This window comes from Bacteroidota bacterium (assembly GCA_016711505.1).
Lineage (GTDB): Bacteria > Bacteroidota > Bacteroidia > AKYH767-A > 2013-40CM-41-45 > JADKIH01.
The window spans coordinates 1-23,923 of sequence record JADJSV010000004.1 but is presented as its reverse complement, the minus strand read 5'-3'; the positions used below and the strand labels follow the sequence as shown (position 1 = coordinate 23,923).

Here is a 23,923-nt window from a genome sequence, read left to right as displayed (position 1 = left end):
AATTAGAAATAACGAGGAGTTTTAACTTTCATGATATCGTATCCGAAGTCATATCCGATCATTATCTCGTGTGATCCTGCTGAATAATTTTTCACATCAGTAGTTGTAAAGTCATAGCTGTATCCAAGTCTGAACTTTTTTGTCAATTGCAATTCAAGTAAAGCAACAAAGCTGTCACCTGTACGATAGCTACCTCCTACCCAAAGAACCTGAGCGAACAAAACATTTACGTTGAAGTCAGCTTCAACCGGAGCATTCTGAACATACTTTACAAGCACACTTGGCTTTATAACTACATCAGGATTTACTTCCAGTGCCACACCTGCAGTTGCAAAATAATGTCGAACCTGATTCGGAACAACATTTCCATTCATATTTAAGCTAAGCACTTTTGTTGTATCATAAGAGATGACATTTGGAACCGAAACTCCTGCATAAAATTTGTCAGTATATAAATATGCACCTGCACCAATGTTCGGAATAAATTTACTCGTCTTATCACCGGCGAAAAGTGGATCATTAGAATCCCAGTAAATCAGATCACTGTTTTTGTAACTGTAATATCCACCACCTGCTCTCAATCCAAGACTTAATTTCATCTTTGGTCCAACCGGTAAATGATATGCAGCATTCAGATAGGCATCTGTACGATCAGTAACTCCAATCTTATCGTGGCTGATCGAAGCACCCCAACCGAAATTGGTCAAACCTACCGGTCCATGCAGCGTAGCCACTTGTGTTGTTGGTGCACCTTTGAAATCGACCCATTGCTTTCGGTAAAGCAATGTTGCCATCATATAATCCTTACTTCCTGCGTAAGCAGGGTTCAAAAGTAAATGATTAAACATGTACTGGCTAACTAAAATGTCTTGCTGACAATAGCCGGCTACACTAAAAAACATCAGCAACGCTGAAATGTAAATCCTCTTCATATTATAGGTTTTTTGTGGCTTCAATTTTATAAATTAATTTTTACGCAAGTCAACGTATGTACTTATTTTGATCTCAGTATTTTTAATTTCCAGGATCACGAAATACGTAGCCTCAGGCAATTCATTACCGCTGTTATTCTGACCTTTCCAGTCTGTATTCTTGTAATCTTCTTTTGTATAAACTTCATTTCCCCAACGGTTGAAAACTCTGAATACATTTAAAGGATATCCTTCAATTCCTTTGATCTCATATCCGTCATTATATGTATCACCGTTTGGAGTAAATCCTGTAGGCAATTCAAGTTCGCAGGCAATGTCATAAAATAGTGAAGTTGTATCTGAAGCAGAACAAACTCCATTAACAACAGTCCACACAAATACGTTAGCCCCAAGCGACAGGCCATTTACTTGTGCATTCTCTATCGTTGGATCAACAAAGGTTGCACTTGATGGAGCTAAAACTCCCCATTGTCCTGATCCTGTTATAGGAGAAACTGCAATAAGTTCACCGCTATTTGTACAAGCAATATCAAATGGTCCGGCATCGGATGACACAGGTTCATCTACTACAAATAATAATGTATCGGAGTCGACACATTGACTATTTACAATTGTCCAGACTAGTTCATTGTTTCCATATACAGTTGAATTTGCCGTTGCATCATACAATGTTGAATCATTAAAAGTGACAGGAAATCCTGACCAGTAACCTGTGAAGGTTGAAGGTAAATTTCCATTCAACTGAACAGAACCAAAATCACATATCGCCACATCATTTCCTGCTATAGAGAAGATGGAATTATTATAAGAAATAGTAATAGACTGTGAAGCCTGACATGTACCATCAGAAACAGTCCATGTTAAAAATGTTTGGCCCGGATTTAAATTCATTACCATAGCATCTGGATCAGTAGTACTGCTGAACGTTACGCCAACCGTTGTTGTTGACCACACTCCTGTTGTTCCGGGAGCCAAATTAGCATTCAACTGATACGAATCTACATCATTACAAATCGATGTACTAACACCTGCATCAACAGGTATTGCCGGTGGCTGAGAAATACTAACAGTCAACGATGAAGTACAACCGGCCCCATCCGTCACAACAACTGTATATGGACCGGCATCAATGTTTGTAAGATCTTCAGTAAATGCTTCTCCCTGATTCCAGTTAAATGATAACGGACTCGTTCCTATAGTTGTCAGATCGATCGATGCATCATTACTGCCATTACATGTAGCATTTACAGTGGAGGCTATTAAAATATTTATCTGAGTATTCTCTGTTATAATCGTTGATGCTGTTGCAGTACATCCGTTAGCATCTGTAACTGTTACTACAAACGTATCAGGAGGCAGATTAAATGCACTTGAATCTGTTCCTCCGCTTGGCGACCATGAATAAGTATAAGGTCCTGTTCCGCCTGCAGGAGAAACAATTGCACGGCCATTATTTTCACCGAAACAACTTGCTACACTTGAAACAATATTTACTCCCAATATTGATGGTTGCGTAATAACTATTGTTGCAAAAGCAGAACATCCTGCTGCATCTGTGACACCACCTGTGTAAGTACCCGGTCCCAGATTTGTAATAGTATCATTTGAAGCAGAACCATCCCATGTAAAAGTATACGGTGGTGTCCCACCTGCCGGAATAATTACTGCTTCAGCATTTGAAGATCCATTACATGAAATTGCACTGGAAAGAGTAACAGTTGGAGGCGGAATATTCGTATTTGAAACTGAAACATCAAGAGTTGAAATACAATTATTCTGATCTTCTACAGTGACATTATAAATACCGGCCGGAACATTATTTAATGTTGCAGTTGTTACAGATAAAGTATCCCATAAATAAGTATATCTCGGTACACCACCACTCACACTTACAGTTGCACTTCCATCAGCAAGGTTACATCCTGCCTGCGTACTGGATCCGATAAGAATAATTTCAGCAGGAGAAACGACGTTAGCATTTTGAGTAGATGAACACCCAACAGAATCTGTAACAGTAACTGTATATATTCCGGGTGATAAATTCGTTGCTAGTGGACCTGTTTGAACAGGAATGGTATTCCAGACATAAGTATAGCCGGGAGTTCCGCCTGTTGCAGAAACGCTTGCATACCCTGTTGTATCAGTAAAACAATTCAGCGTCGCAACTGAATCAACAGTTACCACAACTGAGCTTGGTCCGGTAGCTACATCTACTGAATCAGTATGTGTACAACCGTTAGCATCAGTAATAGTAACAAAATAGGTTCCTGCCGATAATCCACTTACAGTATCATTTAATGTTGGTGGTACTGTATTCCAGATATAAGAATACGCACCTGTTCCACCGGATGCAAATACAACTGCAAAACCATTTCCTGTACAAGGTGTTCCTGTAGAATAAATACTATCAGTAATTACAGGCGGATCTGTAATTGTAGTTGTTGCAGATGCAGAACATCCGCTTACACTGTCAATAACAGATACCGAATAATTTCCGGCTGCCAGACCTGTAATGGTCTGAGTAGTTTGTCCACCAGGTGACCACAAATATGAATAGTTACCTGTCGGACTGGTTGTTAATGCAGTAGCAGTTCCATCTGCTGCTCCGTTACAAGAAATATCAGTAGTGTTGATACTTTGAATCGGAGTGTTAACATAAATATTGAATGAATAAGTTTGATAGCCGTTACTAGGACAAGCATTGTCAGTAACAGTTACGGTGAAAGTATATGGTAGAGTACTAACATTGACAGTTGGTGCAGTCCAGCAGAACTCTCCTGTAGGAAATGGAAAACCGGTAACAGTAAATGTTGCACCTGGAATTCCCTGATTCCAGATCATCGTAACAACCTGATTGGCATCAACATCATCAGAGAAAACATCGAAACAGAATGAAGTGCCCGGGCATACAGTTGTATCTCTGGAATTACTTCCATCGATACCTGTTGCAGTTGGAATATTATTAGTACACGGACGAATATAAATTTCCATGTCGCGGATCACACTACCGATCAGTACACCATTTCTATATTCCTGTACAAGAACAGAAAGAACACCAACCTCTGTTTGAGTTGGTGTAAAAGTGATATCTCCTGTAACAGGATCGATTGTTACACCTGTTGATGAAGTAATTGGATTAGTTGCAGAAAATCCGGGTAAGTAAGGAATTGGACTATGAGTTGTGTCACTTGTCAAAGGATCCACTAATGAATAAACAAGTGAATCACCGTTAGGATCAATCACACCATGATTATATGTGAAAGGTTGTCCAACACAAACAAAAGCAATTGGAATATTTGAAAATACCGGTGATGAGTTACAGGTTACTGTGAGATTATTTAAAGTTGTTTCAATATATAATCCCGGATTTGATCCCGGAACACAAGGAGTAGGTTGAAACATTGTAGTGATATCACAATTCCGGCAGCAGTACTCCCACCCTATTATCCAGTCATTACACTGAGCAGGGAGATTTACGATCTGCGAATAGATATATTGTTTGATACCGGGATTTGGCGAATTCGGATCAGTACATTTTGTTGTTTGAGAAGGACAAGGATATGCGATCTCCGAACTATCTTCTACCACAAGAGTTTGCTGGAACGATTGTCCGCAACTTGCAGAAGTGAAATCAAGATAGACTTCAGATAATGCATCTGATCCGGCACAATCGCGATAAAATGTCAGATCTATTCTATAAGAATTTCCACCCAGACATGTATAAGAAATGTCTGCTCCGGCCATATGTGTTGCGAAAGCCTTTCGAGGTAATATTCCAAGAGTCGCTGCTATAGAAATGATCAAAATTAGTCTGCGGAGAAAAGGGCGCATACTATTGTGGGTTTCACTTGGTTGAGTAAAAGTCAGCATAGGGTTAAGAGTATTAACTGTAAGAATTATCGATTTTTTACTTGATTCAGGTGAAAAATGTTCCATGAATGGAAAAAAAAGGGCGATAATTAACATAAAAGATAAAAAAACGCATGTAAGAACAAATTAAAGAATAAATAATTTAATGTATGGCTTGAAAAAATCGGATGATTATCAACTCATATAAGCTTACTGAATGATGTATTCAGCATTTTCAATCTTTCAAGATACTGTTTTCTGTACAATTCTTTAACAGGATCAGACAAAAATGATCGGTTTATCAATGCAAGTACTTTTTGATTTTCTAATCTATATTTATCCAGAATGCCGACAAGTCGGTTTTTCCGGACTCCTATTTTTATTCCAAACTCGTAAAAATCATCATAAGCAAAATAGCCTAGTACCTTGAAACTTTCAGTTTCAAAATTATTCGAGAACAAGCCATCCTCAAGTGCAAAAAAAGAATCATCAGGTATATGAATGATTGTATTTGTCAAATCGTAAGCAGGGCTTAAAACATAATCCCCTTCGCTTGTTTGTCTCAATGAAAAATTTTTCAAGTGTGCATCTTCATTACTAAAAAGATAATTAAATATAATTAATTGAAAATATTTTTCTACTTCCGGAATGAATGCGGAAACATATTTTTTCATGACCTGCGCCATATCCTCATAACTCCCTTTCGTCTTGTAAAACTTTCCATCAATTTCTTTTGATCTTCCTGAAAGCGTAGCAAAATCTTCCTGAGCTATTTTACTTCCATCTTCACCGATATCAAATCTCTTTGTAATATAGGCAGGTTCTCCGTTCTTAAAGAACAACAATGCACTTTCAGCAGTCTTAATATTGTAAGCTTGTTTTGCAATTTGCATAGTTAAATGTTCGTTTGCAGGCAACTCTTCAACTTTAGAAAAAGGCTGTCTTGAGGGAATTGGTTTTAAAATGTATTGACCTTTTTCGTTTTCCTTTGAAAGACGAAGTTTATTCTTTTCAAGAATGAATGACTGCTTAAATTGTGCTCCACTTATGGAAGTAATTTTACTATTCATTCGAAATTGCTCAGCAACTTCATCATCCATTTCAGGAGGATTAAATTCAAGAATATGGTTTACTTTTTTTCCATAAAACATATTACGAATTGCCGCCGGGCTATAAGTTGTAAAACCTTCTGCCATTGTGCTGGGACAATATTTCAATTCCGTAAAATTCATTTTTGATCTCTCAGTTTTACGCTTATTGCACCAATACTATCACTCTTGGCAGTTGCTCCAAGTAAACTTAAAATATCTGCCTCATCAATTTTTAAATAACGACTTTGTATGGCAAGGTTCGCTCCTTCTGCAGCCATGTTACTAAAAAAAGGAAATAAGAATTCACTTCGATATTCCTGTTGAATTTTAGAAAGAGTTAAACTTACAGCAGGCTTACTGATATCATTGAAATAAGAATCTTCATATCTGAATATAAAACTTCTTCGATTTTCTTCTGTTAACAATCCAGCCAAAATACCATTGCAATATATTTCTGCTACTTTCATCTATTCCTATTTTTTAATTACTTCAAGCTTCAATTCCATACCAAGTACATCAGCTAATTTTTGAAGAGTATTAATAGTTGGATTTCCTCTGCCACTTTCAATTTGTTTAAGTGTTCGCAAACCAATATTCGCAAGTTCAGCCAATGCCTCTTGGTTAATATTCAAGGTTTCTCGCCTTTTTTTAATCGTTGAAATTAGATGGTCGTGGTGCATTATAATGCTCTTAATTTGTCAAGCTAGTTATTTTAATCAAAAATACGTCAAATAGTGCAATATGTTGCTCTTTTATTGAAAATCATGTTGAAAAAGAGGTAAACATTGAATAAAGTGCGCTTTAATGCACTTTATGTTAATAAACTAGATTAAATCACTTTATTTTCGAATAAATCTGATGAATTGGAAAATATTAATCAATGAAAAAACAAAGCAATCAGTTTCCTGATCGCTTTGCCATTAAAAATTAAATTGTAGAAGGAGATGGAATATCTTCTTTATGAATCGAAAAATTATCTTCCGCTTCTTTGTATTTTAAAATCTGATCCAATGCATCAGGAACAACATCACTACAGATCACAATGAATGCACCTTTTTTCGCATTCTTGATTGCATGATCGATAGCTTCAGATTCTTTCGGAATGATCATCACTTTCTTTTTCGGATCATCGGATTGAATTCCTTTCATCATCAGATCAATGATCTCTGATTCACTTCTTCCACGGAGATTTTTATCCTGACGAATAATGATCTCATCAAACATTTGAGAAGCTACAGTTCCAAGTTGAATAATGTCTTCATCTCTTCTGTCACCTACACCGGCAATGATACCAACTTTTGGCTTCGCCTCTATTCTATCTAAGAAACGAGCGATCGCCTGGAATCCTGCAGGGTTATGTGCATAGTCGACCATCACATTGAAATTACGGAACTGGAACATATTCATCCGTCCAGGTGTTTGTGTTGGTGAAGGAATAAATGTTTCAAGCGCTAACCGAATATCGTCCACTTTGAATCCTCGGATAAATCCTGCTAAGACAGCAGGAAGAATATTCTGAATCATGAACACTGCTTTACCGGAGAACGTCAATGGAATGTTGATCACCTTATCAATTCTGATCTTCCATGTACCTTTACAAATAGTAACATATCCGTTTTCAACTATTGCTGCAAGTCCACCGCCTTCTGTATGTTTTATGATACGAGGATTATTTTCATCAAGACTGAACAGTGCGACATTACCTTTAATATTTCTTCGCATATCATAAACCAGATCGTCATCTGCATTCAGGATACAAGTTCCTTCAGGCAATATACTTTCAGCAACAACACTTTTTACACGTGCCATTTCTTCGAGTGTATTGATATCTTTTAATCCAAGGTGATCTGCTGCAACATTTGTAACAATACTGATATCGCAATTATGAAAACCTAAACCGGCTTTCAGAATTCCGCCACGTGCACATTCAAGTACTGCGAAATCGACAGTTGGATCACGTAATACAAATTCAGCGCTGAGTGGTCCGGTACAATCACCTTTCTCCACCATCTGATTCTGAATGTAAATTCCATCAGTAGTAGTAAATCCAACTCTATGTCCCATTGTCTTTACAATGTGAGCGATCAATCTTGTAGTTGTAGTTTTTCCATTTGTACCGGAAACTGCTATGATAGGAATCCGTGCAGTACTTCCCGGAGGATATAACATATCGATCACCGGCTCAGCAACGTTACGTGGCAAACCTTCAGCCGGAGCGATGTGCATCCGGAAACCCGGACCTGCATTTACTTCAAGTACCGCTGCACCGTTTTCGTGAAGTGGTTCACGGATATCCGGACTCATAATATCGATACCGCAAATATCAAGTCCGATGATACGGGCAATTCGTTCAGCTAGGAATACATTGAACGGATGTACAATTTCAGTTACGTCAGTTGACGTACCACCTGTAGAAAGATTGGCAGTACGTTTAAGATGAAGTTCTTCACCTTTAGGAATTACAGATTCAAGAGTGAAATTTTTCTCCTGCAACATTGCAAGTGTAGTATCATCAATTTTTATTGCAGTAAGAACTTTCTCATGACCATATCCGCGACGAGGATCACTGTTTACAATTTCTATGAGCTGTTGAACTGTGTGAACACCATCACCTGTTACCATTGCAGGAGTACGTTTCGCACCGGCGATGAATTTATAGTTTACGACCAGTAAACGATAATCATAACCCGTAATAAATTTCTCAACGATCACACCACGCGAAACACGTTTAGCAAGAGCAAGAGCTTCCTTTGCTTCTTCCCAGTTTTGCACATTGATAGTTGCGCCGCGACCGTGATTTCCACCTACAGGTTTTAATACGATCGGATATCCGATTCTTTTTACAGCAGTATCAAGATCTTCTTCATCGTACACTACTCTTCCACGCGGAACGGGAATTGATGCTGCTTCGAGGAGATTTTTAGTTTCTTCTTTGTCGCATGCAACTTCAACAGCAATAGAAGAAGTTGTACTTGCAACTGTGGCTTGTATGCGATGCTGATTTTTTCCGTAACCAAGCTGGACAAGTGAATGTTTATTCAATCTTATCCATGGAATTTTTCTTTTGATCGCTTCGTCAACAATAGAACCTGTTGAAGGACCAAGACGATCATCTTCACGGATCTCACGCATTCGTTGAATATCTTCTGAAAGATCGTAATGAATATTTTTTACCAGAGCATCTGCAATTCTCACAGCAGCACGTGCAGCATAGAAGCCGACTTTTTCTTCCATGTAATTAAAAACAACATTGTAAACACCATGTTGTCCTGTACTACGGGTACGACCAAATCCACAATCCATTCCGGCAAGTGTCTGGATTTCCAGAGCAAGATGTTCCACTACGTGACCCATCCATGTACCTTCTTTCACTCTTTTAAAAAATCCGCCTGCATGTCCTTCGGAACATTCATGCGAATACATTGAAGGAAAAACTTTTTCCAGTCTTTCCGAGAAACCTGCAATCTTATTTGTAGGTAGATCTTCAAGCTCTTCAATATCTAATTTCATCACAACTAATTTGTGACGACGTATAGACCAATAATTCGGGCCTTTCATGACCCTTATGTCAAGTATATTCATAAAATGGATTTTTGTGGTGGGATTTCCGTATCAAAGTAGCGAGATTTTATGAATTCCCAAAAAAAAGTTAAAAAAAATCAAAAAATGGGGTTTAAGTGTTGGAAAAAGAGTGAATAACTGTCTTTGAAAGCATCCTGAAGACCTTATGTATTCCTATATTTGCCCACTGTTAAATAAACATTATAATTTATATGATTCCTAAGGGAAAGCTTATCTCCATTGGTGGAGCAGAAGATAAAGGGACTGAACCGGAACCGAATTTCACTCAAAAGAATAACCTCAATTTTTTTGAATTACAGATTCTAAGCAGAATAGTCACTGAGGCCGGCGGTCAGGATGCATACATAGAAGTGATCACGAGTGCTTCTTCAATTCCTGAAGAAATTGGTCAGAATTATCTTGATGCGTTTAAGAAATTAGGTTGTACGAATATTCGTGTTATGGATATCCGTAAGCGTGAAGATGCAATGCAACCTGACATGATTGACAGAATAAAAAAATGTCATAGTGTAATGTTTAGTGGCGGAAATCAACTTCGCCTCTCTTCTATTTTTGGCGGAACAGAATTTCTGGAAATTCTGACACATCGTTTTATGCATGAAGAAACATTTATCATAGCAGGAACGAGTGCCGGAGCAATGGCTATGTCGAATACGATGATCTATCAAGGCAGTAGTTCAGAAGCATTATTTAAAGGCGAAGTAAAGATCACTACCGGACTTGCGTTTATAAAAGATGTGATCATTGATTCGCATTTTGTAACAAGAAACCGATTTGGTCGACTTACACAAGCAGTTGCTGCAAATCCATCCTGCATAGGAATCGGTCTTGGTGAAGATACTGGTGTATTGATAACAGAAGGACGTTACATGGAAGCCATTGGTAGCGGTCTCATTATAGTTATAGATGGTCACAACATTCGTCACAATAACATAGCCGATCTGAAAGAAGGTTCACCTCTATCAATTGAAAACCTGACCGTCCATGTAATGGCAAAAGGCAATCATTATGATTTGAAATCGAGGAAGTTTTATTCGGAGGTTTTTGTTAAGTCGTAATTCGTAATTCGTAATTAGAGATTAGAAATCTAAATTGGAAATTCAGTAAAAAGAAAATGGGTTTAAAGTGTAATGAACACTTTAAACCCATTTTCCTTTTTACTGAAACTAATTTTTCTTCTTTTATTGTTTAATGAATTGTTTTGAAGAAGTTTTATCATCGATCACTACTCGTACAATATATAAGCCGGTTGCAAGATCAGAAGTGTTAAGATCAATTTTGTTTTTTGAAAGAGCTTCTGATTTAGAATATACAATTTCGCCGAGAGAATTGACAATCTGAATTAATGCTTTCTTATTGATATAATTTTCACCTAATGTTACAGTTACTTTACCTATTGATGGGTTTGGATATAATCCAAATTTGAAATCACTGATTTGATTGATTCTTGTCGGCAACAGGATTTGTGTTACTGCAGTGTTAGTGATAACAGGCGGATTGAAATCGAAATAAATACCCGCTGTGTTTCCAATTTCATCTCCATCAACCAAATTAGTAATTGGTTTCACTTTGAAATGAATAAATCCATGACTCATAGGTTCATTAACATTGCTATCAGCCAAAAGAATATTAGAGAAAGTAAATGCGAGAACGCGTGACAAAGGCTGATAATCAATTTCAACAGTATGACTTGAATTAATTGTTGCAAATGTACTCATATCCAACAACTGTGACATTGTATCACGAACGACAACTGTGAATGCAGTATCATTTCCAGTATTCTGGAATCGAATGAGGTAATCCAGAAATGGAACATTTGGAAGTTGATTTGTATAGATCTTGGAAACTGAAACTGCTTTATCATTTGGATCATATGATCCTGTTACATCATCAGCCCAACTTGAATAGTTATTAAGGCTATCTTCATCTGTTATCCCTGCTGGAGTATTGATTGCCGCATCTGTTAAAATATTTGTCCCAATTAACGTTAAAGGATCAAGAATAGAATTTACTGTAATTTGCCCTGATTCCTGGATTGCCAATGTAAGGGAGCTCCATATCAATGTGTCGCCATTAACCGTATCAGGAGTTATACTTGCACTTGTATAAATTAAATTTGTATCAAGTATCATGACAATTCTTCCATTCACAGGTTCTGTTCCAATGTTTGAATATGTAATGAGATAACTGACATTAAATCCGGGACGATATCTATTCAATGGGATAATATTTACATTAAGATCGTAAATACCAGGAATTATCACTGCAGAAAAATCATTTAAAGAATCAATCTGACCAACAACTGGAAAGTTAATTGTATGACTTGCCGGTAAAGTTGAATAATAATTTAAACTTCTGGGTTCAATTACAAAAGTTCCTGTATCTACAGTAATCATTCTATAATCTCCATTGATGTTTGTAAATGAAATCAAATTTCCACCTGTATCACTTACCATTTGATTTGTTACCGGCAGATCACCTGAATCAAAAACAAGATTATTATTGTTATCGTAAAAATATTTTCCTTTGATCGTATTGAATGATGAAGTTAATTTCAGCAAACAAAGATCCCAACCTCCGGCATTTGAAGTCATATCAATATCAGAAGACTTTGAACTTCCTGCAAGAATATAATCCCCATTGCCATCAGCGATGATTGACATTCCCCAGTCAGTTAAGGTACCTCCATAAGTTTCCGACCATTCAAAATCTCCACTTGAATTAACCTTCATTACATTGAAGTCAAGTAAACCGTAATTCTGTACCAAGTCGCCATCGTCACTATTTGTGGTACCGGCAATTAGGTAACCATTATCCGGAGTCTCAAGTATATCATAACATTCATCTACCATTGCTCCACCAAGTGCTTTTTGCCACTGTAAATTACCTGCAGAATCAAGTTTTACGATCCAGTAATCATGTCCACCATGCCAACCTGTAACCATACTATCATTTGATTCTGTTAATGCAGCAAATGCATACCCCCCATCGCTGGATTGAGTTATTGCAAATCCCCAGTCATTTCCTGTCCCTCCATACGATTTTTCCCATTCAATATTACCCGAAGTATCAGTTTTAACAATCCATATATCAATGGCTCCAATGTTAACTGTAATGTCTCCGCCATTATTATAAACGAAACCACACATTATTACGCCGCCATCAGTTGTAACTTTGATTGAATTCAGCCAATCATAACTAGCTCCTCCATATGATTTTTCCCATAAAAGGACTCCGGCTGAATCTGTTCTTATCAACCAATAATCTTTATCTCCACGTGCCGGCGAAACGTGATCACTGTCGTCCGAAGCTGAAGTTGCACCCGATGTGAGAACCCTCCGTCATTTGCCAGACCAAGAGAATATGCTCTGTCAGAACTGCTTCCTCCAAAAGTAGTTTGCCATAACAAATTTCCGGTTGCGTCAATTTTGATCAACATTACTTCTTCAGAAGATGATGAAGTAAATCCGGCAATTGCATATCCACCATCACTTGTCTGAACAACTGATGTTGCCATATCATTATCTGATGTCCCATAAGTATTTGACCATTCAACATCACCTGCAGAATCTGTTTTAACAACAGCAAAGTCATAACCACCAAGATTAACAGGAAAAGCACCATCAGCCGATGCTGTAAAACCAATCATGAGGTATCCACCATCAGAAGTTTTGATCACTGCCTGATCAGGTGCATCATAATAATTTGAATCGTCACCAACCTGATCATTACCTGATCCGCCATATGTTTTTTGCCATTGGATTGCTAATTGCGATGAGGCGCTGATTGAAACAAAAACAGCGATAATAAACAAAGAGTAGATCTTTCTCATAAGGAATTTCTATTTAAGATTTATATATATTTTGTAATACTATAAAAATCAAACTTAACCGCCAAAAAATTTATACTAATTATTCAACCAATGATTTAGTGTGCAAATTCTCCACATAAGTGTAGCATTCTTATTATCTCCGTTTTCAAAGTTTTTAATCACTTTCCGGGCTTTATTTTCATCGATAAAATCAATTTTAGTTAAATCAATTTTGGTTAAATTTTTCAGCGGTCCCCGAAGCCATTTTATTTCTCCTGGCGTGACGAATCCTTTTTTGTCCATCCGTCCGGCAATTTTAGAAGGTAGAATACTTTTTAGAGCATTGCGCAATACTTTCTTTGTAATTCCTTGAGAAAATTTATCGTCATCATTTAAAGAAAAAACAAATTCTACTAATCTGTGATCAAGAAAAGGAACACGTGACTCAATTGAGAATGCCATTGAATTGCGATCCTCGTATTGTAATAATGATGGTAAAGAAGTATTGAATGTTAAGTGATACAGAAACTGATTCAAACGTGATGAGTTAAAATCTTTCAATACCAAATCTGAATTTGTTGATTTTAATAAAAATGGAAAGTACTTTCTATATTCAAAATTGTAAAGCGAATTTTCATTCTGAAAAACCGTAAGCAAACTTTTAGCTGCAGAATCTAACTTCTTTTTTCCGGAAAACTCCTGGATACTTGCATGTGCATAAAATTGCTTATGTGCTTCCAACAAATTTCCTTTAGAAATCAACCCTCCTACTAAACGATAAAATGAATGCATGTAACCTGCCAGATACTCATCTGAACCTTGTCCATCCAATAAAACTCTGATCTTATTTTTACCGGCCAATTGCATTACGAAGTATTGTGAAATTGGCGAAGAGCCTGCTAAAGGTACATCTGCATGATAAAAAGCTCTTTCATAATTATCAATCAAATCTTTATCAGTAGGAGAATAAGTAAATTCTTTCAATGAAGAGTTTTCTTTCAAAACTTCATTTACCCAAGGACGTTCGTCTACACTATCTTTTCCTTCGTAATAAATAGTGAATGTTTTGAAATTAATTTCCGGAAACAGTTTTGAAACTGATGCGGCTATTGCAGAACTATCAAGTCCACCACTTAAACATCCACCAATCTCAACATCAGCACGCATGTGCAGCCGGATACTATCTAAAAATAATTCTCTGAATTTATTATATTTTTCTTCTTCTGAAAGGGTACACTTCTTTGTTGCATCAATATCCCAATACCGATTGATCTCAACATCACCTTGTTTATATAATAAATTACATGCTGCAGGCAATGATTTCAATTTCGTATAATACGTCTCCTCCCCATAACAAACCCATCCCAGTTGCAATCCTCTGCTTACCTGGTCGAGGTTGAGGTTGTTGGTAAACAATGGCGATTTTTTCAGGGCTTTGTATTCGGATCCGAAATAGAATCTTCCATTCTCAAAAATGTAATAAAAAGGTTTTATGCCGAAGCGGTCTCTTGAACAGAAAAGTTCATTTTTCTTTTTATCCCATAGGGCAAATGCCCACATGCCCAGAAATTTATCTACACATGATGTGCCGTATTCACGATAAGCGGCAAGTATTACTTCAGTATCTGATTGTGTTGAAAATTTATATCCTTTACTAATGAGCTCTTCTCTTACTTCAATATAATTATAGATCTCGCCATTGAATACGATCACTGAATCAAAGTAATGCATGGGTTGAACTCCATCAGGACTAAGGTCTATTATACTTAACCGGTTAAGACCAAGAACAACAGGTAAATTTATCCATGTCGATCGGGCATCCGGTCCGCGATGGGCAATGCTTTCCAGCATCGAACCAATCGTTTTCTCTGCCTGTTCGTTTGATAAATTACTATCTATAAATCCCGAAATTCCGCACATACTCTGCCTGTTAAGATTTGATAATGTCTGCCAACTTTTTCGTCAAACTTTCTCTCGAATAATTAGCTACAGCTGATTCATTTAATCTGAATTCTTTATTCTCAATTTTCATAAGGTAAAGATCCTTCATGTAAAGATACAATTCTTCCAATTCATGTCTTTCAACCAGTTTACCTGCTTTGCATTCATCAATTATACTTGCCGCTTTTCCATTCACCGGTCCTAATCCTATAATTGGTTTTCCTGCACCAAGGTATTCAAACAATTTACCGGTTAAGATCCTTCGTTATTCTCAACGTCAGGAATAATAAGCATCAGTATATCTGCTTTCTGCATAAATTCAATTGCCGCTGCATGATCCACATGCGGAATAAATTCTGTTAAAGCAGTAAGTTCAGTCTCTTGTAAAATTGAATTCAGCGTTGTAGCGGATGAACCAACAAGAGTAATTGCAATCGTATCCTTGTTAAGTGAAAACTCATCTACTAGTTTTTTTATTGCTTTGAACAATGTTAACGGTCTGTAATTATCTGCCATTGTTCCAACATATGCCAAATGCAATTTCTTATTAACTGCTTTATTATTCAGATTAAAATCATCTCTATCAAACCCATTCGGTATAACATGAAATTTCTCCGCCCGGAGTTTCTCTGATTTCGCAAGGAATAATTTATTGATCGGATCACTCACACTTATTACTTCATCTGCATTTTCAAGAACTTGTCGCTCATATACTGCGTCACGTTTTGCTGCATACTTTGTATGAAGTAGATCATGATAGTAATAGATGTCTGTCCATGGATCCCGCATATCTGCTATCCAGCGGATCTTATACTTCTTCAATTCCAGTCCGATAAGCTGACTGCTATGCGGCGGCGAAGAAATAAATACAGTATCCACTTTTTCTTTTTCAATGATATCAGATGCAGCTTTAACAGCAAAGCGTACCCAACCTAATCTGGCATCCGGCAGAAAAAATTACCTCTTATGAACCGAAGCGTTTTCTGAGTGATCGTTTCTTATTATTATTTGCAAATCCCCGTGCGGAATTGTATCTTTCCTTTTAATGCAGAAAGTATTTTAATGTTTTCGAAGGAACGTGGATTACACGTACATTCTCTTTTACTTCTTTCAACAAACTTTCATCTAAAATGGGATAAGTGGCCTGGTTCCGGTCAACAGTAATAACTATCGGTTCAATTCCAAATTCAGGCAGATACTTCACGAACTTCAAAGAACGTTGAACCTCCTGCACCTCCACTTGGTGGCCAATAATAAGTAATGATCAGAACCTTCTTCAAATTCTACTCCGCTTTAGCCGATTGAATCTCTTTGTATACATAACACCAAGAAAAAACAGAATCAATAAAATTGAACCTGCCAGACTGACCATTCCCTGTTGCAACTACTTCCGGCTCAAATTTCCATTCAACCTGATGCTTACCTGCAGGAATTTTCATTGCACGTAAAACATAATCCGCACGCACATAGTCAACTTTTTTACCATCAACATAAGCATTCCAGCCTTCATCATAATAGATCTCTGAAAAAACAGCCAGATGGTCACCCGACGAATTTGTTTCGTAGGTCAGATGATTGGTTTATATGAAGTCAGCTTTATCGCAGATGAAGAATCATTTACCACATTAATACCGGTAACTTTATCTGAGAAACGCTGATCAACGATAGCAGTTGTTTTGGATTAAAATTATTCAGAGCTGCAATTTCAGCATCAGCATTTGGAACGATCTTAACTTCGCTTATAAAACCACGCATTACCCAGAGCTCTGGATTAACCAATGGTTGTGTTTCAGGATTATAAATAATGTATTTTGTATTCAACATATTCAGAGCCGATTGTCCGCCATAATGATCTGTTGAAATGATGAGTCCGGTTTTGTAAGGCACTTCTCAAAGAAGACATCTCCGGAGTGAGTCTGTAATCTATCAGCTCTTGTATCTTTTTAACTTGGCTCCATGATACCCACCCTATCGACTGGTGATAATAAGAAGTACTCGCATCGTTGAAAGTATTCGCAGTAAAGATTTAATACACGGTAACTCAGCGTCGGATCCTGTTTGATACTTTGATCGGCCAGAGTTTGGAATGGTGCTGTTCACTGATTTTTTACAAACGAATCCGAATCGACATACCGGCGATCTACACCAATTAAATCGATTGCAATAAGAACGATCAATCCATAGATCAGAATTCTTTTTATGAAGCGATATCTTGCAAATCCATAGATCAATGCACCTGAAAGTATCAGTAATATCGACTTCTTCCGGCATCTGCTTAACGATCTCTTCACGGGCGTTGAAACTGCAGCAAAAGAATTCATCGACGATCTGAGAGGCGTTTTGCTGACCTTTTACCGATGCAGATACTTGCTCATGTTCTCCTGTCCGTATAAAGTCGCGTAAAGTTCCCGGGAGAAAGTTTTACAAGTAAAACAAATCCAATCACCACACCCATTCCATCAAAAGTTTTTGCGGTAGGTCGCAAAAAAAGTTCCTCATCTCACAAGCTTGTCTATTACTAGTAAAGCCATCAATGGAATTGTAAATTCTGCAATAACCAAAGTAGTTGTTCTTCACGAAACTTATCGCAACCCGGTACATTATCGAGGAAAAAATTTGTGAATGACATGAAATATTTTCCCCATCCTAAGAAAATTGACAAGGTTGTTGAAATCAAGATCCACCACTTCAATGGGCCTTGAATAGATTGGGAAGACCGCCTACAAAAAGCATAACTAAAATTGCTCCAATATATAATGGCCACCTGTAAAGGTTGATCTCCGAAGTAAGAACCAAACCATCACATAATGACGATAGTTTAAATCTACGCTTTTAAAACATCTTTATTATTTGTCTGAATAGCTTCACTTGCTCCACCCTTGAAATCCGGGATCAAAAACGTAAACGTCTCGCCTATCCCTTAACTCCAGTCAGTGTTCTAATCACGGTCAAGTCCTGATGTTAAGTTTGCTTTATCTGCAGTCAGTTCTGCAGGTCCGCGTGTTGAATGTTCACCGTATTCCTGAGTAATAAGAGATTTGTAATATTTCGATGCGACTGCTAATCCTGCAACGACAATCAATAATGCAGATGCTTTTACTTAAATATCTGCCAGCTTTTTTCCAATTATTGCTTCATACAAAAATACACCACCTAAAAGGACAGTGATCATCATCAGATAATATGATCTGCAAGTGATTTGCATAAAGTTCTGAAATGCCAACACTAAACCGGTAAGGAAGCGCCGAGTAAGATCCGCCCTCGATGCTCATAATGATTCCGGCAATGACAGGAGCCATGCATCCTCTTGCATCCGCTTGGAATTATATCCTGTACCTATGAAATTAAAAAGTAGGGCGAGAGAGCAAACCAATCGCTCCATTATTGCAACCCCTTCTATCAACTCCAAGTGTCAAACAGAAAGTAAAATCCTGCCATTAACAGAGAAACAGATAATTTGCCGGAGTCGGCAATCCCAATGTTATCTTATCGATGTACTTCACGATCATATAAGGATAGACAGCGGACATCTGATATCCCGGCATTCCGCCAAACATTGAATTGGTCCAGTAAGTAAATTCTCCGGTTTTTTCCTGAAAGTCAGTGATCTCTTTCGACATCCCCTGCCAGTTGGCTATATCCGACTTTTTGAGTTCTTTACCTCCCAAAAGCGGAGCGAAGTATAGAAAAGTGATGACAATAAGCCAATATTGTAACAACGTGTGGCAGGTATTTTTTCATGGATTTTCCTTAAAATTTGAAGCATATAGGAAATTATCAGGTATTAGAAAGGGGCAACAACTTCAAGAAAAGGGTTAAAGTTAGCTGGGTTTCAGGTTCCAAGTTTCTAGTGCTGGGTGTAGTCCGGAGACTACACCCCAGCACTACTGTAAACCTGAAACCTGAAACTTGAAAACCTGAAACCTCTATTTCACTTCCTCCATAATCATCAAACTTATCATTCGGATTAATGCGAGCTTGTGAAGACATCCACACGACCTTCTTCTTTACGTTGGCGGTCCTGGGCTTCCTGACGTTCTTAAAAATCCTGTGCTGCCTGATTGAAAGCGACTATAAACTTGAAGAAAATAAATTTTCTGAGTGCTCTGAAAAGCAACATTAAAACAATGACTATTAAAATAAACTTTAGCATGACTCTTTATAATTATCTTGAGAGATATAAATTTCTTTCTGAATAGATCTTCTGGAAAAATTCATCATTCAAATCATCAATGAAATAGATGGCTTCACCGGTCGATTTCATTTCCGGACCGAGTTCTTTATTTACATCGAGGAATTTGTCGAATGAGAATACCGGGACTTTTATTGCATAACCAACTTTCGTAGGATTGAATTTAAAGTCTGTTACTTTGTTTTCACCGAGCATAACTTTTGTCGCATAGTTAACATATGGTTCATCGTATGCCTTTGCAATGAAAGGAACTGTCCGTGATGCGCGCGGATTGGCTTCGATCACATATACGATTTTTCTCCCTTGATGGCAAACTGAATATTGATCAAGAACCGATCACTTTCATTGCCTTTGCAATTTTATGTGTGATGTCTTCAATTTGTTTTATAACTCCATCGCTCAGATCGAATGGTGGTAAAACTGCATTACTATCACCACTGTGAATTCCTGCAGGTTCGATATGCTCCATCATTCCGATGATGTAAGAATTTTCTCCATCGCAGATGGCATCAGCCTCCGCTTCTATTGCACTTTCCAAGAAAATGATCGAGAAGAATTTTGTTGCCGGGAATGTCATGGAAATTTGAACCACATGCTTTCAGTTCTTCTTCATTGATCACGATCTTCATGCTTTGTCCGCCTAACACATATGATGGACGAACGAGCAATGGAAATCCTAAATCCTTTGACAGCTCTACACTCTGATCTGCATTTTCAACAACAGCAAACTTTGGATAAGGAATTTCAAGTTCTTTCAGCAAATTTGAGAATCTTCCTCGGTCTTCTGCAAGGTCAAGTGATTCGTAACTTGTACCTATAATTTTAATTCCATACTTATTTAACTTCTCTGCAAGTTTCAAAGCAGTTTGTCCGCCCAACTGAACAATAACACCGTACGGTTTTTCATGTTCAATGATCTCATAGATGTGTTCCCAGAAAACGGGTTCGAAATATAGTTTGTCGGCAATATCAAAATCTGTCGAAACAGTTTCCGGATTACAATTGATCATGATCGTTTCATAGCCGCATTCTTTTGCAGCTAAAACACCATGCACACAACTATAATCAAATTCAATTCCTTGTCCGATACGATTCGGACCGGAACCAAGAATGATCACTTTCTTTTTATCAGAGCTGACACTTTCATTCTCTTCATCAAATGTAGAATAGTAGTAAGGAGTCTTTGCTTCAAATTCAGCAGCGCATGTATCAACCAGTTTCCAGAACACGTTGAATGCCTAGCTCATGCCGCCTTTTAAAAACCTCACTTTCCTTAGCATCTCAAAAAGGTGAACTTGACTGTCAGCATAACCTCTTTTTCTTCGCTTCCATCAACAGCTCACGCGGAATTTTTGCTACAGTATATTTTTCAATTTCTTTCCAGCTGAATCAGCTCTTCGATTTTGCCTTAGGAACCATGGATCGATTTTTGTCAGCTTTTGAATGGTGGAAAAACCAATTCCAAGTTTGAAAGCATCGTATATGAAACAACCGATTCCATCTTGGTCGTTCCAAGCTATCGAGGATTTCATCCTGCTCACGGATCTCTCTGCCGTCAGCGCCCAGTCCCATTTCTTCTTATCTCCAGACTCTGACAAGCTTTCTGCAATGCTTCCTGGAAACTTCTTCCGATACCCATCGCTTCACCGACTGATTTCATTTTTCGGCCGAGGTGGCGATCAGTGCCTTTGAACTTATCGAAATTCCAGCGCGGCACTTTTACGATCACATAATCAAGGGTCGGTTCAAAGAATGCTGAAGTATTTTTGTAATCTGATTTTTAATTCATCAAGGTTATATCCGATAGCAAGTTTGGCAGCGATCTTCGCGATTGGATATCCGGTTGCTTTTCGATGCGAGCAGCAGATGAGATACACGAGGATTGATCTCGATTACGATATGTCTTTTCATTCTTCGGATTCACTGCAAACTGAATGTTACAACCACCTGCGAAATGCCCGATTCCATTCATGCATTTGATGGCAAGGTCGCGCATTTTCTGATAAGTAACATCAGTGAGGGTCATTGCAGGTGCAACCGTAATAGAATCACCTGTATGAATTCCCATCGGGTCGAAATTTTCGATGGAACAAAATGATGATGACATTCTCGCGGTATCGCGCAGCAATTCCAGTTCAAATTCTTTCCATCCGAAAATCAATTGCTCGACCAGCACTTCATGCATGGCGAAGCATGTAGTCCCCGATTCAGATGCTGATCAAAATCTTCTTTCTTGTAAACAAATCCTCCACCTGAACCACCGCAGTAAATGAAGGACGAATCACCAATGGAAACCCAATTTCCTGTGCAATTTCTTTCCCTTCGAGGAATGAACTTGCTGTTCTGCCTTTACAAACTCCTGCACCCGTTGCAGCATTCTTAGGCGGAACTTCTCACGGTCTTCCGTCGTATTGATTGCATCGATGTCGACACCAATCATCTTCACCATACTTTTTCCCAGATGCCTGACTTCTCAATCGATAGCTAGATTCAAGAGCAGTTTGTCCACCCCATTGTCGGCAACACGGCATCAATCTTTCCATGTTCTTCCAGGATTGCTTCAATGATTTCAGCATTTGATGTTGTCAGCGGCTTCAGGTAAACATTGTCAGCTGTGACCTTATCCGTCATGATCGTAGCCGGATTGGAATTGATGAGAGTCACTTCAATGCCTTCTTCACGCAGCGAGCGCGAAGCCTGAGACCCCGCATAATCGAATTCGCAGGCTTGTCCGATGATGATAGGACCACTTCCAATAATGAGTATAGATTTGATGGAATTATCTCTTGGCATAACTGAATGTTAGAAGGTTAGAGACTTCCCTGCTTTTGGGCGAAAAAAGTCAGGCAAAAGTACGGGTTTTGTTTGTTTTTTGTCGAGAGAATGTTACATATTGACAATTAGTTGAAATAATAATGAACGGCTTATCGGATTTCGGATTTCGGGTTGATGGCTCACCATCTGCGATGTAAAATTTTCTGCGGTTTTTCTGCGTATTCTGCCCCAATTCTGGGAAACAAATTTGAGTGCAAAAAAGGACTAGTGCATTTCCCGTGCGTACAGAAATCCAACTTGAAGTTAAGATATTGGGAGATTTTCACACCTATGGAAATGGTCAGAAGAAAATGATCATATTCCATGGATTTGACCAATAGGAAAGCCACTGAATTCGAGCCACTAAGTAATGAACTTCCGGACTGCACACGCTAGTTTCTGTGAATTTGTTTTTCATGGGTCAGCAAAGCTTCCGTGAAATCGGTTGAGACCGGAATAGACGTTGAGCAATTCAAAGACATTCACAAAATGTTAATGGACAAATTCCCCGCAGAGAAATATGATGTTATGGGATTCAGTCTGGGTGGAAGAGTGGCGCTTACCTTTATCAGTTCGTGTCAAAGAACGTTGATCGTTTGATCTTACTTTGCACCCGACAGGTTGAAACCGACAACGATGTATCGTTTGACAAGAAATTATTTCGGCAAAAGCTTTTTGAAAGAGTGATCAAAAGATCCGCATCGTTTGATCGCATTTGGAAATGGATTAAAGAAAATAAAATTACTTGATGAAAAGAAGATCCGGTTTTTGAAATATTCATTAGAGAATCAATTGCGTCGGGATAAAGTTTACAATGGCTGGATGATCTATCGTTATATAATTCCTGATCTTTCAGAAGTGAAGAAGATCATTATTGCAAACAACACAAAGGTCGATCTCTTCTTCGGAAAGCATGATGTTTTAATGCGCCCTCGCCAGGACAAAAATTCAAATCGGGTTTAGGAAAAATTGTACTGTGCATGTTTTGCCGACGGGGCATCAGTTGATCTCTGAAAAATCTGGCTGCGATTGCGGAGTTGATCAAATATTGAAGTATAAATACGGATTTAAAATCTGCGGTTTTTCTGCGTATTCTGCGCAATTCTGCGGGAAAGAAATCACGCTTATTATTTCCCGCAGAATTGCGCAGAATACGCAGAAAAACCGCAGAAAAAAAAACGATGCTGACCACAAGAGCCGGCATCGTTCAAGCCATGCGGACACGGAAACCATGTTTATTTTTTTTTCTTCTTCGGATCAAGAGGTTGGAATGTCCTTTTCATATTATTCAGTATTTACTCCTAAAAACAGGGCGGCTTAAGGTAGGATTTATTTTATATGCACCAAACAATTGGATTATTTTTCAATCAAAATATCAATAAAATTTTCAACACTAAGATCACTAAAAAATGCTTCAAGAACACGGACTAGATGACATTTCACCTTAATGCTCTTGTGCTAAGAAGACTCCCCGATCTTGATGTTTTATTTTGGCCATTAAATTGGCAATCAGGAAGTTATATATACAATCTTCTTCGTTTCAAAAAACTCATCCTTAAACCAATTGCTAATTTCGAACTCATCCGCCGAACACTTGGAATCCTTGATCTACAGCTAAATCCCCGCATTTTAACAAAGATGTTCATTCTGAAGGTCATTATTACCGCCTTTTTTGATTAGTTTGGAAGTCCAATGTACAATATCTTTTATC

General features: G+C 38.0%; 19 protein-coding genes and 1 pseudogene. 3 read left to right on the top strand and 17 right to left on the bottom strand.

Annotation, left to right across the window (positions count from 1 at the left end):
• Nucleotides 1–2: 2 nt before the first annotated feature.
• The 6 genes from IPL24_08220 to cphA form a co-directional block, all read right to left on the bottom strand.
• Complete coding sequence (locus IPL24_08220) at nucleotides 3–932, bottom strand: type IX secretion system membrane protein PorP/SprF (GenBank protein MBK8363663.1); 930 nt, start codon at nucleotides 930–932, stop codon at nucleotides 3–5.
• A gap of 33 nt (nucleotides 933–965) precedes the next feature.
• Nucleotides 966–4,868, bottom strand: a complete 3,903-nt coding sequence (locus IPL24_08215; GenBank protein MBK8363662.1) for a gliding motility-associated C-terminal domain-containing protein — start codon at nucleotides 4,866–4,868, stop codon at nucleotides 966–968.
• A gap of 113 nt (nucleotides 4,869–4,981) precedes the next feature.
• Nucleotides 4,982–6,013, bottom strand: coding sequence for a HipA domain-containing protein (locus IPL24_08210; GenBank protein ID MBK8363661.1), 1,032 nt, complete (start codon nucleotides 6,011–6,013; stop codon nucleotides 4,982–4,984).
• Nucleotides 6,010–6,339: a HipA N-terminal domain-containing protein gene (locus IPL24_08205; GenBank protein MBK8363660.1), complete on the bottom strand. Its 330-nt coding sequence runs from the start codon at nucleotides 6,337–6,339 to the stop codon at nucleotides 6,010–6,012. Before IPL24_08205 ends, IPL24_08210 begins: the two co-directional genes overlap by 4 nt.
• Nucleotides 6,340–6,345: 6 nt before the next feature.
• On the bottom strand, nucleotides 6,346–6,552 hold the full coding sequence (locus tag IPL24_08200) for a helix-turn-helix transcriptional regulator (GenBank protein ID MBK8363659.1): 207 nt from the start codon (nucleotides 6,550–6,552) through the stop codon (nucleotides 6,346–6,348).
• A 247-nt stretch (nucleotides 6,553–6,799) separates the two neighbouring features.
• On the bottom strand, nucleotides 6,800–9,454 hold the full coding sequence (gene cphA, locus IPL24_08195; GenBank protein MBK8363658.1) for a cyanophycin synthetase: 2,655 nt from the start codon (nucleotides 9,452–9,454) through the stop codon (nucleotides 6,800–6,802).
• Nucleotides 9,455–9,645: 191 nt separating this feature from the next.
• Between cphA and IPL24_08190 the strand changes: the two genes are divergently transcribed.
• Nucleotides 9,646–10,512: a cyanophycinase gene (locus tag IPL24_08190; GenBank protein ID MBK8363657.1), complete on the top strand. Its 867-nt coding sequence runs from the start codon at nucleotides 9,646–9,648 to the stop codon at nucleotides 10,510–10,512.
• 123 nt (nucleotides 10,513–10,635) lie between these two features.
• Here IPL24_08190 and IPL24_08185 read toward each other — a convergent pair whose 3' ends face one another.
• From IPL24_08185 to carB, 11 genes and pseudogenes are all read right to left on the bottom strand, one after another.
• Nucleotides 10,636–12,711 carry a T9SS type A sorting domain-containing protein gene (locus tag IPL24_08185; protein MBK8363656.1) on the bottom strand — a complete coding sequence of 692 codons (2,076 nt, stop codon included), beginning with the start codon at nucleotides 12,709–12,711 and terminating at the stop codon, nucleotides 10,636–10,638.
• On the bottom strand, nucleotides 12,708–13,286 hold the full coding sequence (locus IPL24_08180) for a hypothetical protein (GenBank protein ID MBK8363655.1): 579 nt from the start codon (nucleotides 13,284–13,286) through the stop codon (nucleotides 12,708–12,710). The genes IPL24_08185 and IPL24_08180 overlap by 4 nt, the downstream gene beginning before the upstream one ends.
• Before the next feature lie 75 nt (nucleotides 13,287–13,361).
• Complete coding sequence (asnB, locus tag IPL24_08175; GenBank protein MBK8363654.1) at nucleotides 13,362–15,185, bottom strand: asparagine synthase (glutamine-hydrolyzing); 1,824 nt, start codon at nucleotides 15,183–15,185, stop codon at nucleotides 13,362–13,364.
• A gap of 10 nt (nucleotides 15,186–15,195) precedes the next feature.
• Entirely contained in the window at nucleotides 15,196–15,450 is a 255-nt protein-coding gene (locus tag IPL24_08170; protein MBK8363653.1) for a hypothetical protein, read from the bottom strand.
• Between the two features lie 8 nt (nucleotides 15,451–15,458).
• Entirely contained in the window at nucleotides 15,459–16,157 is a 699-nt protein-coding gene (locus tag IPL24_08165) for a glycosyltransferase (protein MBK8363652.1), read from the bottom strand.
• 332 nt (nucleotides 16,158–16,489) lie between these two features.
• The gene (locus IPL24_08160; GenBank protein ID MBK8363651.1) at nucleotides 16,490–16,777 is read right to left on the bottom strand and encodes a YfhO family protein; all 288 of its coding nucleotides are present in this window, start codon (nucleotides 16,775–16,777) and stop codon (nucleotides 16,490–16,492) included.
• A gap of 46 nt (nucleotides 16,778–16,823) precedes the next feature.
• Entirely contained in the window at nucleotides 16,824–17,093 is a 270-nt protein-coding gene (locus tag IPL24_08155; GenBank protein ID MBK8363650.1) for a hypothetical protein, read from the bottom strand.
• Nucleotides 17,094–17,302: 209 nt separating this feature from the next.
• Nucleotides 17,303–17,527 carry a hypothetical protein gene (locus tag IPL24_08150; GenBank protein ID MBK8363649.1) on the bottom strand — a complete coding sequence of 75 codons (225 nt, stop codon included), beginning with the start codon at nucleotides 17,525–17,527 and terminating at the stop codon, nucleotides 17,303–17,305.
• Between the two features lie 617 nt (nucleotides 17,528–18,144).
• On the bottom strand, nucleotides 18,145–18,288 hold the full coding sequence (locus tag IPL24_08145; protein ID MBK8363648.1) for a hypothetical protein: 144 nt from the start codon (nucleotides 18,286–18,288) through the stop codon (nucleotides 18,145–18,147).
• Nucleotides 18,289–18,643: 355 nt separating this feature from the next.
• Complete coding sequence (locus IPL24_08140; protein MBK8363647.1) at nucleotides 18,644–18,925, bottom strand: hypothetical protein; 282 nt, start codon at nucleotides 18,923–18,925, stop codon at nucleotides 18,644–18,646.
• Nucleotides 18,926–19,371: 446 nt separating this feature from the next.
• Nucleotides 19,372–22,191: pseudogene (gene carB, locus IPL24_08135) on the bottom strand (carbamoyl-phosphate synthase large subunit).
• A gap of 456 nt (nucleotides 22,192–22,647) precedes the next feature.
• Here carB and IPL24_08130 point away from each other — a divergent pair.
• Together IPL24_08130 and IPL24_08125 are read left to right on the top strand one after the other, a co-directional pair.
• On the top strand, nucleotides 22,648–22,812 hold the full coding sequence (locus tag IPL24_08130; protein MBK8363646.1) for a hypothetical protein: 165 nt from the start codon (nucleotides 22,648–22,650) through the stop codon (nucleotides 22,810–22,812).
• Nucleotides 22,813–22,917: 105 nt separating this feature from the next.
• Entirely contained in the window at nucleotides 22,918–23,175 is a 258-nt protein-coding gene (locus IPL24_08125; GenBank protein MBK8363645.1) for a hypothetical protein, read from the top strand.
• Nucleotides 23,176–23,923 lie beyond the last annotated feature (748 nt).

Coding starts and splice junctions, on each gene's coding strand:
- IPL24_08205 (MBK8363660.1), bottom strand. CDS start 6,339: ATGAAAGTAGCAGAAATATATTGCAATGGTATTTTGGCTGGATTGTTA.
- IPL24_08210 (MBK8363661.1), bottom strand. CDS start 6,013: ATGAATTTTACGGAATTGAAATATTGTCCCAGCACAATGGCAGAAGGT.
- IPL24_08190 (MBK8363657.1), top strand. CDS start 9,646: ATGATTCCTAAGGGAAAGCTTATCTCCATTGGTGGAGCAGAAGATAAA.
- asnB (MBK8363654.1), bottom strand. CDS start 15,185: ATGTGCGGAATTTCGGGATTTATAGATAGTAATTTATCAAACGAACAG.
- cphA (MBK8363658.1), bottom strand. CDS start 9,454: ATGAATATACTTGACATAAGGGTCATGAAAGGCCCGAATTATTGGTCT.
- IPL24_08215 (MBK8363662.1), bottom strand. CDS start 4,868: ATGGAACATTTTTCACCTGAATCAAGTAAAAAATCGATAATTCTTACA.
- IPL24_08150 (MBK8363649.1), bottom strand. CDS start 17,527: ATGAATTCTTTTGCTGCAGTTTCAACGCCCGTGAAGAGATCGTTAAGC.
- IPL24_08220 (MBK8363663.1), bottom strand. CDS start 932: ATGAAGAGGATTTACATTTCAGCGTTGCTGATGTTTTTTAGTGTAGCC.
- IPL24_08180 (MBK8363655.1), bottom strand. CDS start 13,286: ATGAGAAAGATCTACTCTTTGTTTATTATCGCTGTTTTTGTTTCAATC.
- IPL24_08200 (MBK8363659.1), bottom strand. CDS start 6,552: ATGCACCACGACCATCTAATTTCAACGATTAAAAAAAGGCGAGAAACC.